Origin of the sequence: Bradyrhizobium sp. NC92 (assembly GCF_025200865.1) — a bacterium.
Taxonomy (GTDB): Bacteria; Pseudomonadota; Alphaproteobacteria; order Rhizobiales; family Xanthobacteraceae; genus Bradyrhizobium.
Map to the genome: position 1 here is coordinate 2612551 of NZ_CP104171.1, position 24973 is coordinate 2637523.

19 protein-coding genes are annotated in these 24973 nt (G+C 64.8%); 10 read left to right on the plus strand and 9 right to left on the minus strand.

Annotated features, from left to right (window positions below; all coding sequences use genetic code 11):
• The first annotated feature begins 180 nt into the window (after nt 1-180).
• Nucleotides 181-2430 carry an ABC transporter substrate-binding protein gene (locus tag N2602_RS12240; RefSeq protein WP_260382776.1) on the plus strand — a complete coding sequence of 750 codons (2250 nt, stop codon included), beginning with the start codon at nt 181-183 and terminating at the stop codon, nt 2428-2430.
• Nucleotides 2431-2474: 44 nt separating this feature from the next.
• Here the strand turns inward: N2602_RS12240 and rocD are convergent, their stop codons facing one another.
• Both rocD and N2602_RS12250 read right to left on the minus strand, forming a co-directional pair.
• Complete coding sequence (gene rocD / locus N2602_RS12245; RefSeq protein WP_172784000.1) at nt 2475-3689, minus strand: ornithine--oxo-acid transaminase; 1215 nt, start codon at nt 3687-3689, stop codon at nt 2475-2477.
• 228 nt (nt 3690-3917) lie between these two features.
• Nucleotides 3918-5135 (minus strand): cytochrome P450, encoded by a 1218-nt coding sequence (locus N2602_RS12250; protein ID WP_260382777.1) that lies wholly within the window; start codon nt 5133-5135, stop codon nt 3918-3920.
• A gap of 105 nt (nt 5136-5240) precedes the next feature.
• Here N2602_RS12250 and N2602_RS12255 point away from each other — a divergent pair, with 105 nt between their 5' ends.
• The 9 genes from N2602_RS12255 (at nt 5241) to N2602_RS12295 (ending at nt 16693) form a co-directional block, all read left to right on the plus strand.
• Complete coding sequence (locus tag N2602_RS12255) at nt 5241-5783, plus strand: phosphonopyruvate decarboxylase (RefSeq protein ID WP_260382778.1); 543 nt, start codon at nt 5241-5243, stop codon at nt 5781-5783.
• Nucleotides 5780-6370, plus strand: coding sequence for a thiamine pyrophosphate-dependent enzyme (locus N2602_RS12260; RefSeq protein ID WP_260382779.1), 591 nt, complete (start codon nt 5780-5782; stop codon nt 6368-6370). Before N2602_RS12255 ends, N2602_RS12260 begins: the two co-directional genes overlap by 4 nt.
• A 138-nt stretch (nt 6371-6508) precedes the next feature.
• Nucleotides 6509-7210, plus strand: a complete 702-nt coding sequence (locus N2602_RS12265; protein WP_172784004.1) for a TetR/AcrR family transcriptional regulator — start codon at nt 6509-6511, stop codon at nt 7208-7210.
• 1 nt (nt 7211) lies between these two features.
• Entirely contained in the window at nt 7212-8405 is a 1194-nt protein-coding gene (locus N2602_RS12270; protein WP_260382780.1) for an efflux RND transporter periplasmic adaptor subunit, read from the plus strand.
• Between the two features lie 68 nt (nt 8406-8473).
• Nucleotides 8474-11569: a MexW/MexI family multidrug efflux RND transporter permease subunit gene (locus N2602_RS12275; RefSeq protein ID WP_172784006.1), complete on the plus strand. Its 3096-nt coding sequence runs from the start codon at nt 8474-8476 to the stop codon at nt 11567-11569.
• A 131-nt stretch (nt 11570-11700) separates the two neighbouring features.
• Nucleotides 11701-14304, plus strand: coding sequence for an ATP-binding protein (locus N2602_RS12280; RefSeq protein ID WP_260382781.1), 2604 nt, complete (start codon nt 11701-11703; stop codon nt 14302-14304).
• Nucleotides 14301-14690 carry a response regulator gene (locus N2602_RS12285; RefSeq protein ID WP_025034870.1) on the plus strand — a complete coding sequence of 130 codons (390 nt, stop codon included), beginning with the start codon at nt 14301-14303 and terminating at the stop codon, nt 14688-14690. Before N2602_RS12280 ends, N2602_RS12285 begins: the two co-directional genes overlap by 4 nt.
• Nucleotides 14687-15937: an adenylate/guanylate cyclase domain-containing protein gene (locus tag N2602_RS12290; protein ID WP_260382782.1), complete on the plus strand. Its 1251-nt coding sequence runs from the start codon at nt 14687-14689 to the stop codon at nt 15935-15937. Before N2602_RS12285 ends, N2602_RS12290 begins: the two co-directional genes overlap by 4 nt.
• 9 nt (nt 15938-15946) lie before the next feature.
• Entirely contained in the window at nt 15947-16693 is a 747-nt protein-coding gene (locus tag N2602_RS12295; RefSeq protein WP_260382783.1) for a hypothetical protein, read from the plus strand.
• Between the two features lie 117 nt (nt 16694-16810).
• On the opposite strand, the gene N2602_RS12300 is transcribed toward N2602_RS12295, so the two are convergent.
• The 7 genes from N2602_RS12300 to N2602_RS12330 all read right to left on the minus strand — a co-directional run bounded on the left by N2602_RS12300 (nt 16811) and on the right by N2602_RS12330 (nt 24940).
• Nucleotides 16811-17695 (minus strand): ABC transporter permease, encoded by an 885-nt coding sequence (locus tag N2602_RS12300; protein WP_172784010.1) that lies wholly within the window; start codon nt 17693-17695, stop codon nt 16811-16813.
• A 3-nt stretch (nt 17696-17698) separates the two neighbouring features.
• On the minus strand, nt 17699-18640 hold the full coding sequence (locus N2602_RS12305) for an ABC transporter permease (protein WP_260382784.1): 942 nt from the start codon (nt 18638-18640) through the stop codon (nt 17699-17701).
• Between the two features lie 157 nt (nt 18641-18797).
• Nucleotides 18798-20306, minus strand: a complete 1509-nt coding sequence (locus tag N2602_RS12310) for an ABC transporter substrate-binding protein (RefSeq protein ID WP_260382785.1) — start codon at nt 20304-20306, stop codon at nt 18798-18800.
• A 22-nt stretch (nt 20307-20328) separates the two neighbouring features.
• Nucleotides 20329-21435 (minus strand): ABC transporter ATP-binding protein, encoded by a 1107-nt coding sequence (locus tag N2602_RS12315; protein WP_260382786.1) that lies wholly within the window; start codon nt 21433-21435, stop codon nt 20329-20331.
• The gene (locus tag N2602_RS12320) at nt 21435-22424 is read right to left on the minus strand and encodes an ABC transporter ATP-binding protein (RefSeq protein WP_260382787.1); all 990 of its coding nucleotides are present in this window, start codon (nt 22422-22424) and stop codon (nt 21435-21437) included. The genes N2602_RS12315 and N2602_RS12320 overlap by 1 nt, the downstream gene beginning before the upstream one ends.
• On the minus strand, nt 22421-23131 hold the full coding sequence (locus N2602_RS12325) for a DUF1028 domain-containing protein (RefSeq protein WP_260382788.1): 711 nt from the start codon (nt 23129-23131) through the stop codon (nt 22421-22423). Before N2602_RS12325 ends, N2602_RS12320 begins: the two co-directional genes overlap by 4 nt.
• 9 nt (nt 23132-23140) lie before the next feature.
• On the minus strand, nt 23141-24940 hold the full coding sequence (locus tag N2602_RS12330; RefSeq protein WP_260382789.1) for a gamma-glutamyltransferase family protein: 1800 nt from the start codon (nt 24938-24940) through the stop codon (nt 23141-23143).
• Nucleotides 24941-24973 lie beyond the last annotated feature (33 nt).

A 24973-nucleotide genomic window follows, 5' to 3' on the forward strand; every position in this document is an offset into this window, starting at 1 on the left:
GCAATATTGGCTCTGGCAATCGCCTCGACTTCACCGCCGTCGGGCGCGACATCAACATCCTCAGCCGGCTGGGAGGCGATGGGGCGGCTTGAAAAACGCTCTCAGCGGCGGCAATCTTGACATGACTGAGGCCTCGATCTTGAGAATCTCGGCTTATGCCGATCGATGCAAGGATCGACGATGAAGCAGCGGCTTATAATGTGGCTTGCCGTTGTTGCGAGCGTCGCCTTGGTGCTCGCCGTCGCCTGGGCCGCCATCCTCTGGACCCGTCCGGAGCCTATTCGTATCGCATTCGCCAATTCGCTCTCTGGCCCGTCCGCTCCGGCCGGGACGGAAAGCCTGGTCGCGACGCAGCTTGCAATCGACGAGGTGAACGGCAAGGGTGGCGTCAACGGGCGGCCGATTGAACTCGTTCTGTTCGACGACGCAAGCGATCCAGCCGTGGCGCGCGCGAATGCGCAGGCGATCGCCAACAGCCCATGCGTCGCTGTGCTCGGGCACTATCTCAGCTCCGCATCGCTCGCGGCGGCGCCGGTATATAAGGACGCGCGGATCCCGGCACTCACGGGAGGCGCGGCTGCCGACGAGCTGACATCCGGTCATGAATACTACTTTCGTGCGCTGTCACCGGTCTCCGCGCAGGCGCGCTCGATCGCGGAACATCTGCGCGCCGTGATGAAGGAGCCAAAAGTCCGCCTTGTTCACACGCTCGATTCCTATGGCAAGAGCTTTGCGCGCGGATTTGCGGCTACCTATCCGTCGGAGCAGTTGCGTGCATTCGGACTGGACGTCGCCCCGAGTCGGATTGGATCGATGGACGAGGCGCTGGACGCCGCCGCGCAGGAACCTGGCCCTGGCATCATCGTCGTTGGCGCGGCAGCCGATTATATCGCAGCCATCGTCAAGGGGCTGCGCCGCCGCGGCATCAAGGGCACGATCATCACAACCCAGGGGGCGGGTCGCGAAAGCTATTTGAAGAATTTCGTCGACGAGCCCGAGGAAAAAGCGCGTCCGGGTTTCTTTAGTGAGAATCTGTATGCCGCATCGTCGCTGATTTTCGATAGCGCCGGCGAGGCGGCGCAGGTTTTTGCTGCCGACTACAAAGCGAAAGCGGGAACCTCCCCAAGCTGGGTTGGCGGCGGCTCGTATGACGCCGCGCGTCTGATGATCGATGCGCTGAGACGAGCTGCCGTACATCGCCGGTTTATGAGTCAGGGGATTCAGAAACAATCCGACAGCAAGGCTGCAGATCGCGACCGCGTGCGCGTCGCACTGGCCGCAATCGACAGTCCGAAATCGGCGGTCGTCGGGCTGACCGGGCGACTCTATTTCAATCCGAACCGCGACATTCCGCGCCCGATCCGAATGGGCTTCTTCCGCTACGGTCGGTTCGTCACGGCGCCGCTGCAACTCGTGCGGATCGATCAGCCTAGTGGAATCGATCTCGCTGCAGAACAGGAGGCGGGCCATGTCATCGCGTTCGAGGATCGGCGCTACTGGATTCAGCGCGTTGTTTATACCGGCATCGACATCATTCGCGTCGGCCGGATTGACGTGAAGCAAAATTCGTTCAACGTCGACTTCTATCTCTGGATGCGGTTCGCTGGCGACGATGCGGCGGAGACGCACGTCGAATTCCCGGCCTTGCTGGATCGTGGGGCGTTCGATCCGGCTCGGCCGATGCAGGCTGGAAAGGAAGATGGCCTGAGCTATCGGCTCTATCGCGTCAGCGGCGATTTCAAGGCCCGTTTCGATCTCCATGATTATCCGTTCGACACGCAGCAGTTGCGTCTGCATTTCCAGAATACGGAACAGCGGCGGGAACTCATCACCTATGTCATCGATCGGTTCGGCTTGCGCCTCGCCGACGACGGAAGCTCGCGGGCCGAGGACGGGGCCTATTCCGGACTTCAGCTCTGGCGATTTCTCGGACTGAACTATTTCGTCGAATCCCTGTCCAGTGGCTCGACGCTCGGAAAGGCGTCCTTGTTTGGCGCCGAAGCAAGTACGGAATTTGCGGGCTTCGATGCGGTCATCATGCTGCGCCGCAGCTCCGCCATCTACATGCTGAAGAACCTGCTGCCGCTGTTTCTGCTCGTGCTCGTCGTATTCACGACGCTGTTCTTTCCCGAAACCATGTTTCGTGAACGCGTGACGATCCCAGTAACCTCGATCCTGGCGAGCGCGGTGCTGCTCGTAGCGGTGAACAGTCAGATCGGCGATGTCGGATACACGGTGGTGGTCGAAGAGATGTTCTACATCTTCTTTGTACTATGTCTCATGACGGTATTTGCGGGCTACAGGCATGAAAAACTTCGGGACGCCGGCCGAAAGCGCGTCGCAGTTGTTTTGGATCGCGCAGCGCAGGTCGTTTATGCCGGGACGGTGCTCGCTGTCATCGTCGTGCTCTACCGGCGTTATGCCGTGTGAGGCAAGCGTGGATACCTCGCCGACCCGCCACACCTTCTTGAAATTCAGGAGAAATCCTGCGTCAGGGTGGTCGCGAGCCGCTCAAGCGCCCAGTCGACCTGGTCGCTGGTGATCACCAGTGGCGGAGCAATGCGGATCGTTTGCTCATGGGTATCCTTGGCGAGGATGCCCTTGCCCTGGAGCGTCTCGCAGTAGCGGCGAGCGCGGCCGGCCTCGGGATGCAGCTCGACCGCCAGCATCAAGCCGCGCCCGCGCACCTCGCGGATCGTATTGGCGCGGATGGCTTTCAGGCCTTCCAGAAAGCGCGCGCCCTGCAGGGCCGCGTTCTCGATCATGCCTTCCTCGACCAGCACGCGCATCGCCGCGCGTGCCACCGCGCAGGCAAGTGGGTTGCCTCCGAAGGTCGAGCCGTGCTGCCCGGGCCTCAATGTCCCGAGCACTTCGTTGTTCGAGAGCACGGCCGAGACCGGATAGAAGCCGCCGGACAGGGCTTTGCCGAGCAGCGTCACGTCTGCTTCTATACCCTCGTGCTGTTCGGCGAGCAGCTTGCCGGTGCGGCCGAGCCCGGTCTGGATCTCGTCGAGCACCAGCATCACGTTGTTGGCGGTGCAGAGCTCCCGGACCTCAGTGAAATAGCCGGGCGGGGGAATGATGACACCGGCTTCGCCCTGGATCGGCTCGACCAGAAAGGCGACGGTGTTCGGCGTGATTGCGTCCCGCAGCGCTGCGGCGTCGCCGAACGGGATGATCTTGAAGCCCGGCGCGAACGGCCCGAAATGGGCGCGTGTCTCGGGATCGGTCGAAAAGCCGACGATGCCCAGCGTGCGTCCGTGGAAATTGTTGGCGCAGACGATGATCTCGGCCTGGCCGTCCGGCACGCCCTTCACCTCGTAGCCCCATTTGCGGACCGACTTGATCGCGCTTTCGACGGCCTCCGCGCCGCTGTTCATCGGCAGCACCTTGTGGGAGCCGGTGAGCGCCGCGACCTCCTCATAGAACAAGGCGAGCTGGTCGTTGTGGAAGGCGCGCGAGGTGAGCGTCAGCCTGTGCGCCTGTTCGACCATCGCGGCCAGGATCTTGGGGTGGCAGTGGCCCTGGCTGACCGCCGAATAGGCGGACAGGCAATCGAGGTACCGGTTGCCTTCGGTATCCCAGACCCAGACACCTTCGCCGCGCGCAAGGACGACCCCGATCGGCTCGTAATTGTGGGCGCCAAAGCGTGCTTCCGTCGCAACGAAATCAATGACCGACGCGCTCATCTGCCGTCACTCCATTGCTGCGCGGACGTCAACCGACGGCATCGCCGGTCGCGCCCAAATGAATGTGGGTATCGGTTTGCCAGCTCGGAAGCCTTGGTGCGCCGATGGCGCGGCGTGGCCTGATAGTCCCGAAATGTCAGGTGGTTCTGCCGGGCCACAGGGCGCCGTTCGGCGACCCAGGCTCTACGGTGCATGGGGTTGTTTTCGCAGTTTTTGTTGTCGAGCCCGTCAGCGAAGCGCGCAAGGCACGCTCAGGAAGCCGCGGAACCGCACCCGTCCGCCGCGCACCGGCTGGCCGCTCACGGCATAGTTCGGGAAGCGCGCCAGGAAGCGCGAGATCGCAATCGCCCCTTCGAGCCGCGCCAGCGCCATGCCGGCGCATTGATGCGCGCCGGTGGCGAAGGCGAGGTGCCGGTTCGGCGTGCGCGCGATGTCGAAACGCTCGGGGTCGGGAAACTGCGCGGGGTCGCGGTTCGCCGCGCCGATGCACAGCGTCACCGACGTGCCGGCCTCGAGCATAACGCCACCGAGCTCGACCCTCTCGGTGGTCATGCGATTGCCGAGCTGGTTGGAGCTCTCGTAGCGCAGCATCTCCTCGACCGCGGTCTTCATGTCCGGGTTCTCGATCAGCCGCTGCTTCTGGTCGGGATGTCGGTCCAGCGCCACGAGCCCGTTGCCGATCAGGTTGGTGGTGGTCTCGTGGCCGGCATTGAGCAGGAAGATGCAATTGTGCAGCAGCTCCTTCTCGGTCAGCCGCTCGCCGTTCTCCTCGCCCTGGATGAGCCGCGTCAGTACGTCGCGCTCGGGATTGCCGGGCTTGGCGCGCCGGCGCGCGACCAGCGTCTGCAGGTAAGCGAGGAAGTCCGACACCGCCTTGTTGCCGCGCGTCGCAGCCTCCGTCGACACCACCGGTTCGAGCGCGCCCAGGATCGCCAGCGACCAGTCGCGCAGTGGTCCGCGCTCCTCGTGAGGCACGTCGAGCAGATTGCCGATCACCTCGATCGGAATCGAAGCGGCAAAGTCCTCGATCAGTTCGCAAGCGCCCTTGGCGGCAATCGCATCGAGCAGGCCGTCGACGAGCTTGATGAGGTCCCCCTCCATGCTCGCGATCGCGCGCGGCGACAGTGCGCCCATGATCAGGCGGCGCACGCGGGTGTGGGCGGGCGGGTCGTTGAAGACGAGGCTGTTGGTGTGGTGCTCGTAGAGCGGCGTGTCGCCGTATTTCGGTGCGAACTCGCGCTTCTTGTCCGAGCTGAACGATTTCGTGTTCTTGTAGGTGGTGACGAGATCGTCGTAGCGGGTCAGGAACACGGTGCCGCTGCGCAGGCGCTTGACCGGCTCGTTCTCCCGCAGTGCACGATAGGTCGGGTAGGGGTTGTCGTAGAACTCCGGCGTCAGCTTCTCGAGGTCGAAGCTTGCCGCCAGCGTCTTCGCATCTGCGTTCATCCCGTTATACTCGCCGGTTAAAGCCGATATGCCGTTTTTGTTGTTCTGGTCGACGCGTGCATGCGTCTACAGTCTTTGCACCTTGCTAGCCGACCGGACAGGAAAATGCACGCACGCGCTGACGCTGCCGACACGGTGCCGAACTGGCCCGACGATATTTTCGCGACCTTGCAGCGCTTCGACGTCCGGCAGGTGCCTTACGTGCCTGACGCCGGTCATTCCAGGCTGATCCAGCGCGTGCTGGACTCCTCCACCATGCGCGGCATTGCGCTGACGACGGAGGAGGAGGGCGTGGCGCTGCTCGCCGGCGCCTGGGCGGGTGGACAGCGCGGCGTCTTGCTGATGCAGTCGAGCGGCGTCGGCAATTGCATCAACATGCTGTCGCTGATCCCGATCCTGCGCTTCCCGTTCCTGACGCTCGTGACCATGCGCGGCGAGTGGGGCGAGTTCAATCCATGGCAGGTGCCGATGGGCGCGACCACGCAAGGCGTGTTCGAGCTCTCCGGCGTCAAGGTGCTGCGCGCCTCGCACGCAGCCGAGGTGCCGGCGGTGCTGGAAGCCGCCGCAGCCCAGGCCTACAACGCGTTGACCCCTACTGCCGTCCTTCTGTCGCAGCGCCTGATCGGCGCCAAGGTCTTCACCAAATGAGCAAGGCCAATCTCCTCGACCGTCGCCAGGTCGTCTCCACGCTGCTGGCGAACCGCAAGGACGTCGTCGCGATCGGCGGTCTCGGGGCCTCAACCAACGACATGTGCGCCGCCGGCGACCATGCCCGCAACTTTTACCTCTGGGGCGGCATGGGCGGCGCCGCGATGATCGGGCTGGGTCTGGCGCTGGCGCAGCCGAAGCTGCCCGTGCTGGTCATCACCGGCGACGGCGAGATGCTGATGGGAATGGGCAGCCTCGCCACAATCGGCCTGCAGAAGCCGGCCAACCTCTCGATCGCAGTGCTCGACAACGAGGCCTATGGCGAGACCGGCGGCCAGACCAGCCACACCTCCGCGGCCGCCGACCTCGTCGGCATCGCCAGGGCTTGCGGCATTAACGACAGCCGGGCTGTCACGACCATGACCGAAGTCGAAGCCTTCGCCAAAGCCGTCCACGACGTCTCTGCCGGGCCGCGATTTGCCAACGTGAAGATCGACAGCGCCAATCTGGAGCGGATTCTGCCGACCCGGGACGGGACCTACATCGTCAACCGGATCCGCGCTGACCTCGGCTTCCGGCCGATCTAGGCGGTCTGCCCTCCCTTGCCGAACTCCTGCACGCGGGCCGTGCAGGCTTGATCAATTTCCATCGATTCTACGTCGCACGCAGGTTGCGATGCAACATAGTGCTTGACTCCTGCGTGGGTGAGTGCTTACTCACCCAGCATGAGCTCATTGCGTATGACCAGCGACCTGAGGCGTCAATTGATCCTCGGCGCCGCAAAGCGCTGCTTTGCCCGACACGGCTATACCGGCACCACGACGAAGAGCGTGGCGGCCGCGGCTGCGATTTCCGAGGCGCTGCTGTTCAAGCATTTCCCGTCCAAGGCGGCGCTCTATGCCGAGATCCTCAGCGACGAATGCGAGGCCGATCCCGCTCTGATGGAACTGCTCGAACGGGAGCCCTCGACCGCCACGCTGGTCGAAGTGATCCGCGGGATGGTCGAACACTTCCTCCAGATCGCCGACGGTCCCGATCAGGAAGAGGCCCAGCGCCTGCGGCTGATGGCCACGAGCCATTTGGATGATGGCGAATTCGCCCGCTTGCTCTATGCCAAGATCGAGACGCTGATCGGCGCTGTCTTCGTCGCCTCGCTCGAGCGTGCGGTTGCGAGCGGTGACGCGCGGCCCTGCGCTGGCGATCCGCTCAACCTGTTCTGGTTTGCGCATCATGCTGTGATGACCGCGGCGCTGACCAGGCTGCCGGCCACGCCCTGTCTTGCTTACGGCAGGGCGACCGACCTGGAGCGGCAGCTCTGTGAGTTTCTCCTGAGGGGTATCGGACTTAACGACGCCGCAATTGCTTCGCATCTGGGCCGCAATCAGGCCGCGGATGCGAACCAGGCGGCGATTGCAGAAAGTGCATGACATGAACATCGTGGCCGAAAACAAGATTTCGGGGCAACCGATCGACAACAAGGCTCCCAAGCGTCCGGTCCGGCCGGTACGCTGGTTCATCATCGTCGGCACGCTTCTGGCCGTGCTCGTCGGTGGGCTCGTCTGGTTCAATTCCTTCCGCGGCCAGATGATCAAGCAGTTCTTCGCCAACAACAAGCCGCCGCCGACCCCGGTCAGCGCGGCCGAGGCGAAGTCCGAGGTGGTGCCGAACCTGCTCACCGCGGTCGGCAGCCTCGTCGCCGTGCACCAGGTCGACGTCAGCGCCGACGTCAACGGGCGCGTCACGGAGATCAAGTTCGAGCCGGGCACGCGTGTCGAGGCCGGCACGCCGCTGGTGCAGCTGTTCGACGCGCCGGAGCAGGGCGATCTCGCCAATTACAAGGCGCAGGCGACCGTCGCGCAGCTGTCGCTTGATCGCGCCAAGCAGCTGGCCTCGCGCCAGTTCGGTCCGCAGGCGACCGTCGATACCGCGCAGGCTGCTTACGACCAGGCGCAGGCGGGCATCGCCAAGACCGAAGCGTTGATCTCGCAGAAGCTGGTGCGCGCGCCGTTCGCCGGCGATCTCGGTATGCGTAAGGTCGAGGTCGGTCAGTATCTCACCGCCGGCACCGCGATCGTGTCGCTGACCGATCTGTCGGAGCTGTGGGCCAACTTCACGGTGACGGAAAAGGATTCCGGCAGCCTCAAGGTCGGCCAGACCGTCCGCCTGAAGGTCGACGCCTATCCCGGCCGCACCTTCCAGGGCAAGATCACCACGATCGAGCCGCAGATCGCCACAGATACCCGCAACATCCGGGTGCAGGCGACGATCGCCAATCCGGAGAAGATCCTGAAGCCCGGCATGTTCGTGACCACGACGGTGGTTTTGCCGGAAAAGCCGGCCGTGATCACGGTGCCTGAAACGGCGGTCGATTACACGCTGTACGGCGACTCGGTGTTCGTGATCACCGAAAAGAAGGAAGAGGACGGCAAGACCAGCCTGTCGGCGGTGCGCACCTTCGTGCAGACCGGCAACCGGGTCGAGGGTCGGACCGAAATCGTCAAGGGCCTGAAGGCAGGCGACAAGGTCGTCGCCGTCGGCCAGCTCAAGCTGCAATCGGGCGCGCCGGTGTCGATCTCGACTGATCCGGCCCCCCCGATCCCGGCGCAGCCGCCGCGCTACTGACAACATCCTCGCGTGATCCGGCCCGGCCGGATCACGCATCTTGAAAAAAGAAATCGAGATCGCCCGCGATGGCCTTTACCGATATTTTCATCAAACGACCGGTTCTGTCGGTTGTCGTCAGCCTGCTGATCCTGCTGATCGGCCTGCGCGCGGCGATGGTGCTGCCGATCCGGCAATATCCGAAGCTGTCGAACACGGTCATCAACATCACGACCGTCTATCCCGGCGCGTCCGCAGATCTGATCCAGGGCTTCATCACGACGCCGATCGAGCAGGCGGTCGCCTCCGCCGAGGGCGTCGACTACATCACCTCGTCCTCGGTGCTCGGCACCTCTACGATCCAGGTCTACATCAAGCTGAATTTCGATCCGAACCAGGCGCTCACCGAGGTGCTGGCGAAGACCAATTCGGTGAAGTACCTGATCCCGAAGGAATCCAACGACCCGATCGTCACCAAGACCACGGGCCAGACCACGGCCGTGATGTATCTCGGCTTCTCGTCCGAGGAACTGTCGGGTTCGGCGATATCGGACTACCTCACGCGCGTGGTGCAGCCGGTGCTTTCCACCGTCGACGGCGTCGCGTCGGCTGACATTCTCGGCGGCCAGACCTTCGCCATGCGGCTCTGGCTCGATCCTGTGAAGATGGCCGGCCGCAATGTGTCGGCTTCCGACGTTGCGACGGCGATCGCCGCCAACAACTTCCAATCCGCGGCGGGCCAGACCAAGGGCTATCTGATCGTCTCGAATATCTCGACGAACACGGACCTGACCAACGTCGATCAATTCAAGAGAATGATCGTCAAGGCGAAGGACGGCGGCTTCGTGCGGATGGAGGACATCGCCACCGTCGAGCTTGCCGCCCAGAGCACGAACGCCAGCGTCGCCTTCAACGGAGAGCACGCGATCTTCATCGGCGTTCAGGCGACGCCGCAGGGCAACCCGCTGACTCTCGTGAAGGGCGTGCGCGCGCTGTTCCCCGAGCTCGAACGCAACCTGCCGCCGTCGATGAAGATGAAGGTCGCCTACGACTCGACCAAGTTCATTCAGTCCTCGATCGAGGAGGTGGAGAAGACGCTGGGCGAAGCCGTGATCATCGTGATCGTGGTGATCTTCCTGTTCCTGGCCTCGCTGCGTTCGGTCATCATTCCCGTCGTCACCATCCCTCTGTCGATGATCGGCGTCTGCACCTTGATGCTGGCGCTGGGGTTCAGCTTCAATCTCCTGACCCTGCTCGCAATGGTGCTGGCGATCGGCCTCGTCGTCGACGACGCCATCGTGGTAGTGGAGAACATCCACCGCCACCTGGAGGAGGGCAAGACGCCGGTCCAAGCCTCGCTGCAAGGCGCGCGCGAGATCGTGGGCCCCGTCATCTCGATGACGATCACGCTCGCGGCGGTCTACGCGCCGATCGGTTTCCTTGGCGGCCTCACCGGTTCGCTGTTCCGCGAATTCGCCTTCACGCTGGCGGGCTCGGTGATCGTGTCGGGCGTGATCGCGCTGACGTTGTCGCCCATGATGTGCTCGGTGCTGCTGAAGAACACCGAAGAGGGCCGCTTCGCCAAGCTCGTCAACAACGTGTTCGGCGCGATGACGCGCTGGTATGGGCGGAAGCTCGACCGCTCGCTGGACTACAAGGCCATCACTGGCCTGTTCGCGATCACGATCCTCGGGCTCGTCGGCTTCCTCTACATGCACACCTCGAAGGAGCTGGCTCCGGAGGAGGATCAGGGCATCGTCTTCGCGGTGACCAAGGCGCCGAAATACGCCAACATCGATTATCTCGATTTCTACGGCGACAAGCTCGACAAGGAATTCGAAAAATTTCCGGAGACCGATCTGCGCTTCGTCCTGAACGGCATCAACGGCCCGCAAGGCGGCATCGCCGGCATGTTGCTCAAACCCTGGGACGAGCGAAAACGCTCGTCAATCAAGTTGAAGCCGCTGGTGCAGGCCGAACTCTCCAAGATCGAGGGCGTGCAGGCATTCGCATTCAACCTGCCGCCGCTGCCGGGCGGACCTGGCGGCCTGCCGGTGCAGATGGTGATCAACTCCACCGCTGGATTCCAGGCGGTCTATGAGCAGATGGAAAAGCTGAAGGACGCCGCGCGCAAGAGCGGCATGTTCATCGTCTCCGACAGCGACCTGGCCTATAACCAGCCGAACGTTGAGGTCACGATCGACCGCACCAAGGCGCAGGACCTCGGCGTCAACATGCAGAACCTCGGCTCTACGCTCGCGGTCCTGCTGGGCGGCAACTACATCAACCGCTTCAATCTCGAGGGTCGCTCATATCAGGTCATTCCGCAGGTGCCGCGCGTCAATCGGCTCTCGCCGGAAGCCCTCGGCGGCTATTACGTGACCACGAACACCGGCCAGCAGCTTCCGCTGTCGACCGTGGTCTCGATCAGGACCAAGACCGACCCGAATTCGCTGACGCACTACAATCAGCTCAATTCGGCGACGTTCTCGGCCGTGCCGATGCCCGGCGTGACCATCGGCGCTGCGGTCGACTTCCTCGAAGGCGAGGCCAAGAAGCTGCCGCAGGGCTTCAGCCACGATTATCTTGCCGATAGCAGGCAATATGTTCAGGAGGGCAATCAGCTCGCGATCACTTTCTGCTTCGCGCTGATCATCATCTTCCTGGTGCTGGCAGCGCAGTTCGAGAGCTTGCGCGACCCGCTGGTCATCATGATCTCGGTGCCGATGGCGATCGTCGGTGCTCTGATCCCGCTGTTCTTCGGCGCGGCGACCATGAACATCTACACCCAGGTCGGTCTGCTCACCCTGGTCGGACTGATCACCAAGCACGGCATCCTGATGGTGGAGTTCGCCAACGAGCTCCAGGTCAACGAGCGGCTCGACCGCCGCTCGGCCATCGAGATGTCGGCCCGCATCCGCCTGCGGCCGATCCTGATGACCACGGCGGCGATGGTGACCGGCCTGATCCCGCTGCTGACCGCGACGGGCGCGGGCGCGGCCAGCCGCTTCTCGATCGGCCTCGTGGTCGTCGCCGGCATGTCGATCGGCACGCTGTTCACGCTGTTCGTGCTGCCGGCGGTCTATGTGGTGCTGGCGACCGACCATCGCGCGGCGGCCGATTCCGAGCGGAACAAGCAGGTCAACGAGCTCGACCTCGATGCAAAGGTGCTGCGGCCGACCTGAGGCCGCTGGCAAGGCAAGTCCCGAGGGGCGGCAGCGGTCATCCGCTGCCGCCCTTTTCGTTGCGCCCCGGGTGAGCCCTTTTCCCGCGCTTGCGAGAGACAAGGTCCGGGCTTCTTGCTAGGTTCCGCGGGATGAGCCTGTCCCTTCACCCCGACACCCGCCAAGCCGGGACACTGCCGAGCGCGGCCCGAGGCGAGGCCGGCTCCGGTGACACGGCGGGCCGCGGAATCCGGACCCGGCTCTTTGCCAAATACGTCGCGCTGTTCGTGGCCGTCGTCGCCATCGCGCTGCTCGCCAATGGCTTGTTCGAGGTCTACTTCTATTATCGCGAGCACAAGGCCTCGCTGATCCGGGTCCAGCACGAGCAGGCGGAGGCGGCCGCGGCCAAGATCGGCCAGTTCGTCAAGGAGATCGAGAGTCAGCTCGGCTGGACCACGCAGCTGCCCTGGTCGAGCGGTTCGATCGAGCAGCGCCGGTTCGACGCGCTGCGCCTGTTGCGCCAAGTGCCTGCGATCACCGAGCTGGCCCAGGTGGATTCGACCGGCAAGGAGCGGCTGCGGGTCTCGCGGCTGGCGATGGACGCGCTCGATAGCGGAATCGACCTGTCGAGCGACCCGAAGTTCACCGAGGCGGTCGCGCGCAAGGTCTATTACGGACCGGTCTATTTCCGCCGGGAGTCAGAGCCTTACATGACGCTAGCGCTGGCGGGCGCGCGCAAGGATGCCGGCGTCAGCATCGCCGAGGTCAACCTCAAGCTGATCTGGGACGTCGTGTCCCAGATCAAGGTCGGCGAGCACGGCCATGCCTACGTGGTCGGCCCGGAGGGCCGCCTGATCGCGCATCCCGACATCAGTCTCGTGCTGCGCAACACCGACATGTCCGGCCTCGCCCAGGTGAGGGGTGCCCGAGCTGGTGGCGGCACCATGCCGGACTCGTTGCAAGAGGCGAACAACATCCAGGGACAGACGGTCCTGACAGCCTCAGCCCCGATCCCGCCGCTGGGCTGGACCATGTTCGTGGAGCTTCCGGTCGAGGAGGCCTATGCTTCGCTCTACGCCTCGTTGCAGCGGCTCGCCATCGTGCTGCTCGCGGCCTCGATTTTTGCGGTGCTCGCCGGGGTTTTCCTGGCGCGCCGCATGGTCGGGCCGATCCAGGCGCTGCGCAGCGGCGCCGAGCGGATCGGCGGCGGCGACTTCTCCCAACGCATCTCGATCAAGTCCGGCGACGAGCTCGAAGGCCTCGCCGATCAGTTCAACGAGATGGGCGCGCGCCTGCAGGAATCCTATGCCGACTTGGAAAGGAAGGTCGAGCAGCGCACGGCGGAATTGAGCGAATCGCTGCAACAGCAGACCGCAACTTCCGAGGTGCTCCAGGTTATCTCCATTTCCCCCGGACAATTGGGGCCGGTATTTCGCATCATGTTGGAGAACGCCACTCGCATCTGCCAGGCTGAGTTCGGGTCTCTTTATCTGCGGGAGGGAGACACGTTCCGCGCCATCGCGATGCACGGTGTTCCGGCCGAGCTGAAGGACGAGATCTACCAGAAGCCGACACGGCCCGCTCCGAACACCGTCATCGGCCGCATCGTTCGGACCAGGGAAACCGTGCATGTTGTCGATACGAGGACGGAGCCGGACTTCTTCCAAACACCTCAAGGATATGACGGACCAATACTGGCGCTACGCGCCGGGGCGCGGACACTGGTTGGTGTTCCCATGCTCAAGGACGGCGACCTGATCGGCGCGCTTCTGATCTACCGTCAGCGGCCTCTTGCCTTCTCCAGCAAGCAAATCGAGTTGGTGACGAATTTTGCGGCGCAGGCTGTGATCGCGATGGAAAATGCGCGCCTGCTCAACGAATTGAGGGACCGCACGGATGAGCTGTCGCGCTCACTCGAGGACCTGCGCGCCGCTCAGGACCGTCTGATTCAGACCGAGAAGCTCGCCTCGCTCGGCCAGCTCACCGCCGGCATTGCCCATGAGATCAAGAACCCGCTTAATTTCGTCAATAATTTCTCCGCGGTCTCGACCGAGCTGATCGACGAGCTCAACGAGACCCTGCAATCCGCCGCGCTCGACGGCAAGACGAAGCAGGAGATTGACGAGCTGACCGGGATGCTCAGGGCCAATCTGGAGAAGGTGGTGCAGCACGGCAAGCGCGCCGATTCCATCGTCAGGAACATGCTGCTGCATTCGCGTCAGGGTTCCGGCGAACATCGCGCCGTCGACATCAATGCGGTGGTGGAGGAGAGTCTCAATCTCGCCTATCACGGCGCGCGCGCCGAAAGGCCTGCCTTCAACGTTACGCTCCAGCGCGATTTCGACCCGGCTGCCGGCATGATCGATATCTATCCCCAGGAGATCACGCGCGTCTTTCTCAACCTGATCTCGAACGGCTTCTATGCCGCGAACAAGCGCAAGGAGAGCGACGGCGAGGCGTTCGAGCCCACCTTGCGCGCGGCAACGAAGAATCTCGGCGACAGGGTCGAGATCCGGATCCGCGACAACGGCATGGGGATTCCGCCTGAGGTGAAGGAGAAGATGTTCAATCCTTTCTTCACCACCAAGCCGGCCGGCGAAGGCACGGGCCTAGGCCTTTCAATGAGCCACGACATCGTGGTGAAACAACACGGCGGCACGATCGACGTGAACACCACACAAGGTGTATTCACCGAATTCATCATCACGCTGCCGCGGACGATGGCAGCGGCCGACACTTCCGGAGGAAAGTCTTGAACGTTTACATCCTGGTCGTCGATGACGAGCCCGACGTCGAGGCATTGTTTCGGCAGCAGTTCCGGCGCGACCTGCGCGCCGGCCGCTTCCAGATGGAGTTTGCGCTCTCGGCCCCCGAGGCGCTCGAGCGCGCTGCCGAAGTTCGTGATCCCTCGCTGATCCTGATCCTGTCCGACATCAACATGCCCGGCATGAGCGGGCTCGACATGCTGCCGAAAGTGCGTGCCGCGCATCCGGACGTTCCCGTCATCATGATCACGGCCTATGGCGATGCCGAGACGCGCCGCAAGGCGATCGAGCGGGGCGCCGTCGGGCTCCTCACCAAGCCGATCGACTTTGCGCTGCTGCGGCAGGAGATCGATACGAGGCTCGAGCAAGCCGCATGACTGCGACCATCCTCTTCGTCGACGACGAGCCGGACCTCGAGGCGCTGATCCTGCAGAAATTCCGCAGGCAGATCCGCGATGGGCAGCTCGCGCTCATCTTCGCGCGCGACGGCCTGGAGGCGCTGGAATCGCTGGAGCAGAATCCGCATGTCGACATGGTGGTCTCCGACATCAACATGCCGCGGATGGACGGTCTGTCGCTGCTGGCGAAGCTCCAGGAGGCCGAGGAGAAGAAGTCGACCATCATCGTTTCGGCCTACGGCGACATGAGCAACATCCGCACCGCCATGAACCGCGGTGCGTTCGACTTCCTGACCAAGCCGATCGACTTCGCCGACCTCGAAGCTACGATCGAGAAGACCATCCGCCATGTGGAGATGCTGCGCGAGGTGCGGCGGCGCCAGATGGAAGCCGAGCGCGCCCATGCCTCGCTGTCGCGCTTCTTCTCGCCGGAGATCGCAAGGCGGCTGGCCGGCGACGTCGATGGCGACGGCATGGAGGTGCAGTGGCGCGATGTCGCCACCCTCTTCACCGATATCACCGGCTTCACCTCGCTGGTCGAGACCGCCCCTCCGCAGACGCTGGGCGAGCTCCTCAACGAATATGTCGGCGGCATGACCGAGATCGTGTTTGCCCATGAGGGGACGGTCGCCAAGATCATCGGCGATGCGATCCAGGTGCTCTTCAACGCCCCCGGCGACCAGCCGGACTATGCAACGCGTGCGGTCGCCTGTGCCCATGCTCTCGACGCCTGGGCAGAGGACTTCTCGGCGAGCTGGAAAGCAAGAGGTGTGAATTTCGGAGCCACCCGCATCGGTGCCCATGCCGGCCCGGCGCTGGTCGGCAATTTCGGCGGCAACCGCTTCTTCGATTACACGGCCTATGGCGACACCGTCAATACGGCGGCCCGGCTGGAGACAGCGAACAAGCATCTGGGAACGCGCATTTGCGTCAGTGCCAGCGTGGCAAAGGGGGCCGAAAATTTTCGTAGCCGTCCCGTGGGCGACCTGATGCTGCGCGGACGCAGCGAGCCGCTGCGCGCCTTCGAACCGCTGCTGCAGGCGAAATTCGAAGCGCCGGCGACGGCGCAATATGCCGAAGCCTTTGCCAAGATGGAGGCCGGCGATGCCGCCGCCATGCCGGCCTTTGCCGCGCTGGTCGGCATGCACGCCGACGATCCCTTGGCCGGGTTTCACCTCAAGCGCCTGCTCAACGGCGCCAAGGGCACCCGCATGCAACTGGAATAGGAGTCCGTCATGACGCGCGAATTCTCGGCCGGCAACTACCGTTTCATTCCATCCGTATTCCAATATTCCGCAGGTGCCGCCGCGGATGCGGGCTATGAGATCGAGCGGGTCCGGTTCGACCGCCTGGTGCCGCTCGCGGAAGGATTTGCGCTGGCTGCAAAATTCATCCAGGAGGCGGGGCGTCCGCTGACGGCTTTCTGTGCCTGCGAGCTGCGCTCGCCGGCGGCCTTCAGCGAGGAAGGTTTTCGCGCGTTCAACCTGCACTATGTGAAGACGCTGTCGGAATGGGGCATCTTCGACGGCACCACCAATCCGGTGGCGCGCAGCAATGTCTGTCCGGAGATCGATCCGCCGTCCGAGCCGTCGTTCTATGCGTTTTCCTTCACGCGTCCGACGCGGACAGATTTGCCGAGCTTCGTCATCGCCGGCGGCGCCGAGGCGCGCGAGGGCGGCGGCACCTATGTCGAGCGCACGGTGAGCTACCGCGACCTCAGCCCGGAGGGGCTGCGCGAGAAGGTGCGCTTCACCACCACATCGCAGATGGAAAACCGGATGGCGGCCTTCGGCTTCGGCTGGAAGGATACGACCGGCGTGCAGGCCTATTCCGTGCACGATTTTCACCACGCGCTGGTGGACGAGCTGGTCCGCCGCGGCGCGCTCCGGTCCGGCCTGACCTGGCATTTCGCCCGCCCGCCGGTGGTCGATCTGGAATTCGAGATGGATTGCCGCCGCGTGCTGCGGGAGGTGGTGATCTGAGGTCCTCATGCTGAGGAGCGGCCGTGAGGCCGCGTCTCGAAGGATGGCCGCGGGTTGCAGCGGGGCCATCATGGTTCGAGACGCACGTAATAACGCGCTCGTCACCATGAGAAATAATCAACGCTGCCTTGGGTCCAGCGCGTCGCGCAGGCCGTCGCCGAGCAGGTTCAGCGACAGCACGACGAGGAAGATCGCAAGACCCGGCCAGATCGCCATCCAGGGCGCCTGGGTCAGGAAGCGCTGCGCGGCGTTGAGCATGCTGCCCCAGGACGGCGCCGGCGGCTGCTGGCCAAGACCGAGGAAGGAGAGGGCGGCCTCGGCGATGATGGCCGCTGCGATCGAGAGCGTCGCCTGCACCAGCAGCGCCGGCAGGATGTTCGGCAGGATGTGCGAGAACGCGATCCGCCACGGCGGATTGCCGAGCGCGCGCGCGGCCTCGACATAGTCTTCGGCCTTGACGACGAGCACCTGGCCGCGGGTCAGGCGGATGAAGATCGGCGTCGCCGAGATGCCGATCGCGATCATGGCGTTGCCGAGGCTCGGGCCAAGGAACGCGGCGAGCGCGATCGCCAGGATCAGGAACGGGCAGGCCAGCATCGCATCGGTGATGCGGCTGATCAGTGCGTCGGTGAAGCCGCCGCGATAGCCGGCGAGCAGGCCGAGCGGCACGCCGATGCCGAGCGCGATCGCGACCGAGATCAGACCCGCGAGCAGGGAGGCGCGCGCGCCGTAGACGATGCGGCTCAGGATGTCGCGGCCGAGCTCGTCGGTGCCGAACCAGTGTGCCAAGGTCGGCGGTTTGCGCACCAGGCTCCAGCTCGTCCCGATGGGATCATAGGGCACGATGAGCGGGGCGAGCACGGCAAGGATGATGAACATCGTGAGCACGACGAGCCCAAACACCGCCGCCTTGCGCTTGAACAGCCGCCGACGCGCGCGGCGGGCCGGGCTATCCAGCTCGTCGGCTTTCGTGAGGGGGCGGGGCAGCGCGGCGTCGGTCATGGATCAGCCCCGAAGCCGTGGATTAACGAGAATATAGGCGATGTCAGCCACGAGATTCAGCGTGATGTAGACCGTGGCCGTCACCAGGACGACGCCTTGCACCACCGCATAATCGCGGTTGAATACGGCATCCACTATCAGCTTGCCGAAGCCGGGAATGGAGAAGATCTGCTCGGTCAGGACCGCGCCGGAGAGCAGCGTGCCGAGCTCGAGCGCGCCGAGCGTGATGACGGGGGTCAGCGCATTGCGCATGGCGTGCTTGAGGATCACCGTGCGCTCCAACAGTCCTTTGGCGCGCGCGGTGCGCACGTAGTCGCTTTCCAGCACCTGAAGCATGGCGCTGCGCGTATGCCGCATGAGGATCGCGGCGATCGCATTGCCGAGCACGAAGGCTGGCATGATGGTGACGGCGAGGCTCGCGCGCCAGTTCTCGCTGAGCGGCACGTAGCCGGAAGCCGGCAGCCATCCAAGCTGGATCGAGAACAGGAAGATCAGCATGATCCCGAGCCAGAAGTTCGGCGTCGAGATGCCCCACAGCGCAAATAGGTTGGCGCCGTAGTCCCAGGCCGAACCTTTCTTGACGGCGGCGACGATGCCGGCGGGAATACCGATCAGGAACGCGATCAGGATTGCCATCGAGCCGAGCTGCAGCGTCACCGGCAGCTTCTGCGCGATCAGCTCGCGCACCGGCATCTTGTTGCGCAGCGACTCGCCGAAATCGCCCGCGAGCACGCCCTTGATCCAGTAGGCGTATTGCACCGGGACGGGCTGATCGAGCCGGTACTGGCGACGGATCTGCTCGATCACGGCCGGGTCGCGCTCTTCCCCCGCCATCACCAGCGCGGGATCGCCCGGCAGCAATTGCTGCAGCGAGAAGATTAGCACCGAGACGAAGAACAGCGTCGGCACGATCTGCACAAGTCGGCGGGCGAGGAAGCTCAGCATGGTCCCACTCGTGTCCCGGGCGAAGCGCAACATGCAATGTTGCGCTGCTGAACCGGGACCCAGCTGCCACGGTTCGTTGTTGCCATGGGTCCCGGCTCTGCGGAGCAGCGCTTCCGCGCTGCGCCGCATCCGGGACACGGACTAAATGTCAGGCCGATCACTTCAGCTTGAGTCCGATGACCCGGACGAGGCCGTCGGGCATCTGCCTGTAGCCTTCCAGCTTGGTCGTATGCGCGATGATGATGCGGCGGTGATAGAGGTACAGCAGCGGCTCTTCGTCCTGGACCAGCTTGGCCAGGATTTCATAGCTCGCCTTGCGCTTGGTGGGATCGGTGACGAGCCGCGCCTCCTCCAGCGCCTTGTCGGCTTGCGGATTGTTCCACCCGCCATAGTTCTGCGGCGCGCCATTGTGCAGGAACACGAAGGTGTTGCCGTCAGGGTCGACGCGGCCGCTCCAGGCGAGCATGTAGGCCTGGTAGTCACCGGCCTCCGCTTGCTTGAGTCCGGTCGCGAACTCGGTGACTCGGATCTTCATGTCGAACCCGGCTTCCGCCGCCATCGATTGGATCACCTGCGCGGGCGTCTCGGTTTCCGCGCCCTTGGGCACCAGGAAGTCGACGCTGACCGGCGGCGTCACGCCGGCCTCCTTCAGCAGCGCTTTGGCCTTGTCGACGTTGCGGGGACGGACCGGAAGCGATTTCTGATAATAGGGATGATCGGGATTGACCCATTGGTTGCCGACCTGGAACTCGCCGTTGAACACGACCTGATTGATCGCATCGCGGTCGATGGCGAGGTCGAGCGCCTGCCGCACCTTAGCGGATTGGCTGAGCGGGCCCTTGGCCTTGTCTTTGCCGATGTTGAGGGTGATGCCCTGATAGCCGAGCTCGATGGCGGTCGCGACCTTCAGCCGCGAGTCGGCGCGCACCTCCTTCAGATCGGTGGCGAGCACGCGCTCGATCAGGTCGAGGCCGCCGGATTTCAGGTTTGCGAGCCGCACCGTGGCATCGACGATCGGCTGGAACACGATCTTGTCGATGAAGACATTGTCCTTGTTCCAGTAGTCGGCGAACTTCTCGAATACCATGCGGTCCTGCTGCACGCGCTCGACGAACTTGTAGGGGCCGGCGCAGACCGGGCGCAGGCCGAACTTGTCGCCGGCCTCCTTCGCCGCCTTCGGCGACATCATCATCCCGGCGCGGTCGGTGAGCTGAGCGAGCAGCGGCGAGAACGGCGACTTCAGCACCAGTTTGATCGTGAGGGGATCGACGACCTCGACGTGATCGACCGAGGCGAGCTCCGGTTTCCGGAACGAGCCGGGGAACGTCAGATGCCGTTCCAGCGAGAACTTTGCGGCCTCGGCATCGAGCGGCTCGCCGTCGTGGAATTTCACGCCGGGCCGCAGCTTGATGACCAGCGCCTTGCCGTCGTCGGCGGTTTCGCTCGACAGGGCGAGCTGCGGCACGATGTTGAGCTTCTCATCGATGTCGAACAGCTTGTCGCAGAAGGCGGAGAACACGATGCGGCCGACATAGGTGCGCGCCATCGTGGGATCGAGGATATCGGGATCTTCGGCAAGGCCGATGCGCAGCGTGGTCTGGGCCTGCGCGGCTCCGAGGGACATCAGGACGGCGGCGGCCGTTGCGGCCAGGCGAGACATCTTCATCGGACAATCCCCATTGCTTCGGCTATTTCGTTGCGGACGCGGCGCCCTGTATACCAACCCCGGCGGGACTTCTGCCTTCCGTCTTTTGGCTGAAGGCCGCGACCAATTTTGCAAGCGCCGGCGAAAACCCGCCGGCGGTGGGCAGAATGGCGTCCGCGGACGGCAGCTCCGCGGTGCGATGACAGGCGGTGGCGTGGCCCGTGCCGTCGGCTAGAAGCGCAGGCGCCTCGTTGCGGCAGCGCTCGATCACGAACGGGCAGCGGGTGCGAAACCGGCAGCCGGCGGGCGGATTGAGCGCGCTCGGGATCTCGCCCTCCAGCAGCACCGTCGTTCGTTTCGCCTTCGGCTGTGGCAGCGGGATCGCCGACAGCAGCGCGCGGCTGTAAGGATGGCGCGGTGCGGCGAATAGCGCGTCGGCTTCCGCCGTCTCGACGATCTGGCCGAGATTCATCACCGCGACGTGGTCGGCGATGTGCTTGACGACGGCGAGGTCGTGCGAAACGAAGATGTAGGCGAGGCCGAGCCGGTCCTGCAGCTCGCGCAGCAGATTCAGGATCTGCGAGCGGATCGAGACGTCGAGCGCCGAGACCGGCTCGTCGCAGATGATGAGCTTCGGCTCGACCGCGAGCGCGCGGGCGATGGCGATGCGCTGGCGCTGACCGCCGGAGAATTCGTGCGGATAGCGCCGGGCGAGGCGCGGCTCCAGCCCGACCAGCCGCAGCAGCTCGGCGACGCGCTCTGCCCGTCGGGCCGGCGGCACCAGATCGTGCAGGGCCAGCGGCTCGGTCAGGATCTGGCCGACTGTCATGCGCGGATTGAGCGAGGCGTAGGGATCCTGGAAGATGATCTGCGCCTCGCGGCGGAAGGCGCGCAAGCCGGCGGCGTCGAGCGCGAGCAGGTCGCGGCCGTCGAAGCGGATCGTGCCGGCATCCGGCTCGATCAGCCGCAGCACCAGCCGGCTCACGGTGGACTTGCCGCAGCCGGACTCGCCGACGAGGGCGAGCGTCCTGCCGGCTTCGAGCGAGAAGGACACGCCATCGACCGCCTTCACATGCGCCAGCGGCCGGCCGAACAGCGAGCGCTGCGCGACGAAATGCTTGACCAGGCCGTTGACTTCGAGCAGCGCCATCACGACACCAAGAGTTCGAGCGGCGCGCGGATGCAGCGCGAGAGGTGGCCGGGGCTGACTGCCACCAGCGGCGGTGGCGTCTTGGTGCAGACCTCCAGCACGAAGGGACAACGCGCGGCGAAGCGGCAACCGGCGGGCGGCTGCGCCATGTTCGGCACCATGCCTTCGATCGTTGCAAGCTGCTCGGCGCGGTGGTCGAGCCGCGGGATCGAGCCGAGCAGGCCGACCGTGTAGGGATGCTGTGGCGCGGAGAACAATTCATCCACCGGCGCGCGCTCGACGATCTCGCCGGCATACATCACCGCGACCTCGTCGCAGACCTCGGCGACGACGCCGAGATCGTGGGTGATCAGGATGATTGCGGCGCCGCTTGCGGCCTTCAGCTCTCGCATCAGCTCCAGGATCTGGGCCTGCAGGGTGACGTCGAGTGCGGTGGTCGGCTCGTCCGCGATCAGCAGGCGCGGGTCGCAGGCGAGTGCCATCGCGATCATGACGCGCTGGCGCATGCCGCCGGAGAGCTTGTGCGGGTAGTCGTCGATCCGCCGCTCGGGCGAGGGGATATGGACGCGGCGCAACAGCTCGATCGCGCGCTCGCGCGCGCTTCTCCGCGAACCGCCCCGGTGACGCAGGATCGTCTCGATGATCTGGTCGCCGATCGTAAAGCTCGGATTGAGCGAGGTCATCGGTTCCTGGAAGATCATCGCCAGCCGGTTGCCGCGCAGATCACGCAACGTCTGGTCCGGCGTCGTCAGCAGGTCGAAACCGTCGAAGCGGATCGCGCCACTTATTTCCGCGCTTTGCTTCGGCAGCAGGCCCATGATCGCCAGCGACGTCACGCTCTTGCCGCAGCCGGATTCGCCGACGAGACCGAGCGTGGCGCCATTGGCGACGCTGAGATCGACGCTGTCGACCGCGTGGGTGATGCGGCCGTCGTCGCCGTGAAAGCGGATACGCAGATCCTTGATCTCGATAAGGGGGCTGGCACTCATGATCGTCTCGCGCGCGCCGCAGCGATGCTGGCGTCGATGACGCTGCGATCGGTGTTGCCGGCCGGGTTCTGCCGCGTCGGCATGGACGGCCGGAAGTGGACCCACAGCTCGTGGCTGACGCGCTCCAGGCGCTCGAGCTCACTGATCGGATCGGGATGGTCGTCGGCGCGAATGTCGAGGGCCGGCCATTCCTCTTCGCCGTGGATCAGGAGCGCCGCCGACTGCTTGCCGCGCTTGTCGCCGCCGGCGGCTTCGCCGGCGCGCATTGCCGCGAGCAGGCGGCGCGGGAACGGCAGGCTGTCATTGGCGATGTAGGTCTTGGCGGTCTCGTCGAGCACATCGGCCCCGGTGAGCATGTTGCCGGCGATCGAGAACCCGCTGCCAGCGACGTGGCCGCACCAATCGACGCAGTCGCGCCCGGTATGCGCGGCGTTTGCGCCGCTAGCATCCATGATGTGGATCTGGCGGCTCTCGCGGCCCTCGTCGGTCGCCAGCAGCGCGGCGAGCACGTCGTGCGCGTTGAGGCCCTCTCGCAACAGCTTGAGGCCGTCGATGCCGTAATAGGGATTGACGAAGGCCTGCGTTGCGATGGCGCCGAGGCCGGCCGCGATATAGGGCACGCGCGCGCCGACGGCGAAGAAGCGGGTTGCGACCGCGATGCCGAACTGGCCGGTGGCAGGATCGCGCGCGATGATCGACCAGGTCATGTGCTGCCTTCAGCGCCCCGCCGCGTAGCCCTGCATGCCGCGCGGATTGGCGGCGGCGCGGCGGCGGCGACCGACGCGTGAGGCCGCGGTGAGGCGGCCTTCCGACCAGTCGGGACCGACCTCGACGATATGCCCGCGCTCGCGCAGGTTCTCGATCGTCGCCTTCGGCACGCGGTTCTCGACCACGAGCACGCCGGGACGCGCGGTGCGCGGCCAGAACGAGATCGGGAAATGCTCGGAATGCCAGGCCGGCGCGTCGATCGCTTCCTGGAGATTGAGGTTGCAATGGACGTGACGCAGGAAGAATTGCGTGATCCACTGGTCCTGCTGGTCGCCGCCGGGCGAGCCCCAGGCGAGATACGGCTCGCCGTCGCGCAGCGCCATGGTCGGAGAGAGCGTCGTGCGCGGCCGCTTGCCCGGCGCGAGCGAGCCCGGTTGGTTCTCCTCCAAATCGAACATTTGTGCGCGGCTGCCGAGGCAGAAGCCCAGCTCGGGAATGACCGGCGAGGATTGCAGCCAGCCCCCTGAAGGCGTCGAGGACACCATGTTGCCAGCCTTATCGATGATGTCGAAATGCACGGTGTCGCCGCGCACCTCGCCGAATCGCCCCACGGTCGGCTCGCCGGCGCCGAGCGCGCCAACAGCCTCGCGTTGGCCCTCAGCGCGGCGCAGCTTGACTACGCCGCCGAAGCCCTCGACTGCGCCGGGCCGGAGATCGAGCGAAGCCTTTTCGGTGACCAGCTTGCGGCGCTCGTCGTTGTAGGCATCCGACAGCAGCGTCGCGATCGGGATCTCGCTGAACTTGGGATCGCCGTAGAATTTTTCGCGATCGGCGAAGGCGAGCTTGGCGCATTCGATCTGGAGATGGATCAACTCCGGCCCGGTCGGGTCGAGGCCGTCGAGCGCAAAGCCCTTCAGCAGCGCGAGCTGCTGCAGCGTCACCGGGCCCTGGCTCCAGACGCCGGCCTTGCAGACGGTGTAGCGGCCGTAGTCGTAGGTGAGTGGCGCCTCGACCGTCGGCTGCCAGCGCGCCATGTCGTCGGCGGAGAGCACGCCGCGATGCGGCGAGCCGCTGACGTCCATCACCTCCCGGGTCCGGCAGAACTTGTCGATGGCCTCCGCGACGAAGCCTTGCGACCAGGCTTTGCGCGCGCGCTCGATTTCGGCGTCGCGGCCGCCGCCGCTCTCGGCCTCGCTGAGAATGCGGGCGTAGGTCGCGGCCAGCGTCTTGTTGGTGAACAGCGTGCCCGGCTTCGGCACTTCGCCGTTCGGAAGGTAGACGGCGGCCGAGGTTGGCCAGTGCTTGCGGAACAATTGCTCGACGGTCTGGATCGTGGCGCAGGCGCGCTCCACCAACGGATAACCGTCGCGGGCGTAGGAGATCGCCGGCTCCAGCACGTCGCGCACGCGCATCGTGCCGTAGTCGCGCAGCAGCATCATCCAGGATTCGAACGTGCCGGGGACGCAGGCGGCAAGCAGGCCCGTGCCCGGCACCATGTCGAGGCCTTCGCTCTTGTAATGCGCGATGGTGGCGCGCGCCGGCGCCGGGCCCTGGCCGCAGATCACCTCGGTGCGGCCGCGCTTGACGTCATGAACGATCACAGGGACATCGCCGCCTGGACCGTTCAGATGCGGCTCGACCACCTGGAGCGTGAAGGCGGTGGCGACGCCGGCATCGAAGGCATTGCCGCCCTTTTCCAGGATGCCCATGCCCACGGCCGTCGCGATCCAGTGCGTGGTGGCGACGACCCCGAACGTGCCCTCGATCTCGGGCCTCGTCGTGAACGGATCGGGATTGATATTGCCCATGGGACTTCACCACCTTATTTTCGGCGCGCGCAA

Bases quoted from the DNA above. Each gene is read 5' to 3' on its own strand.
- N2602_RS12240 (WP_260382776.1), top strand. From the start codon at position 181: ATGAAGCAGCGGCTTATAATGTGGCTTGCCGTTGTTGCGAGCGTCGCC.
- rocD (WP_172784000.1), bottom strand. From the start codon at position 3,689: ATGAGCGCGTCGGTCATTGATTTCGTTGCGACGGAAGCACGCTTTGGC.
- N2602_RS12250 (WP_260382777.1), bottom strand. From the start codon at position 5,135: ATGAACGCAGATGCGAAGACGCTGGCGGCAAGCTTCGACCTCGAGAAG.
- N2602_RS12255 (WP_260382778.1), top strand. From the start codon at position 5,241: ATGCACGCACGCGCTGACGCTGCCGACACGGTGCCGAACTGGCCCGAC.
- N2602_RS12260 (WP_260382779.1), top strand. From the start codon at position 5,780: ATGAGCAAGGCCAATCTCCTCGACCGTCGCCAGGTCGTCTCCACGCTG.
- N2602_RS12265 (WP_172784004.1), top strand. From the start codon at position 6,509: ATGAGCTCATTGCGTATGACCAGCGACCTGAGGCGTCAATTGATCCTC.
- N2602_RS12270 (WP_260382780.1), top strand. From the start codon at position 7,212: ATGAACATCGTGGCCGAAAACAAGATTTCGGGGCAACCGATCGACAAC.
- N2602_RS12275 (WP_172784006.1), top strand. From the start codon at position 8,474: ATGGCCTTTACCGATATTTTCATCAAACGACCGGTTCTGTCGGTTGTC.
- N2602_RS12280 (WP_260382781.1), top strand. From the start codon at position 11,701: ATGAGCCTGTCCCTTCACCCCGACACCCGCCAAGCCGGGACACTGCCG.
- N2602_RS12290 (WP_260382782.1), top strand. From the start codon at position 14,687: ATGACTGCGACCATCCTCTTCGTCGACGACGAGCCGGACCTCGAGGCG.
- N2602_RS12295 (WP_260382783.1), top strand. From the start codon at position 15,947: ATGACGCGCGAATTCTCGGCCGGCAACTACCGTTTCATTCCATCCGTA.
- N2602_RS12300 (WP_172784010.1), bottom strand. From the start codon at position 17,695: ATGACCGACGCCGCGCTGCCCCGCCCCCTCACGAAAGCCGACGAGCTG.
- N2602_RS12305 (WP_260382784.1), bottom strand. From the start codon at position 18,640: ATGCTGAGCTTCCTCGCCCGCCGACTTGTGCAGATCGTGCCGACGCTG.
- N2602_RS12310 (WP_260382785.1), bottom strand. From the start codon at position 20,306: ATGAAGATGTCTCGCCTGGCCGCAACGGCCGCCGCCGTCCTGATGTCC.
- N2602_RS12315 (WP_260382786.1), bottom strand. From the start codon at position 21,435: ATGGCGCTGCTCGAAGTCAACGGCCTGGTCAAGCATTTCGTCGCGCAG.
- N2602_RS12320 (WP_260382787.1), bottom strand. From the start codon at position 22,424: ATGAGTGCCAGCCCCCTTATCGAGATCAAGGATCTGCGTATCCGCTTT.
- N2602_RS12325 (WP_260382788.1), bottom strand. From the start codon at position 23,131: ATGACCTGGTCGATCATCGCGCGCGATCCTGCCACCGGCCAGTTCGGC.
- N2602_RS12330 (WP_260382789.1), bottom strand. From the start codon at position 24,940: ATGGGCAATATCAATCCCGATCCGTTCACGACGAGGCCCGAGATCGAG.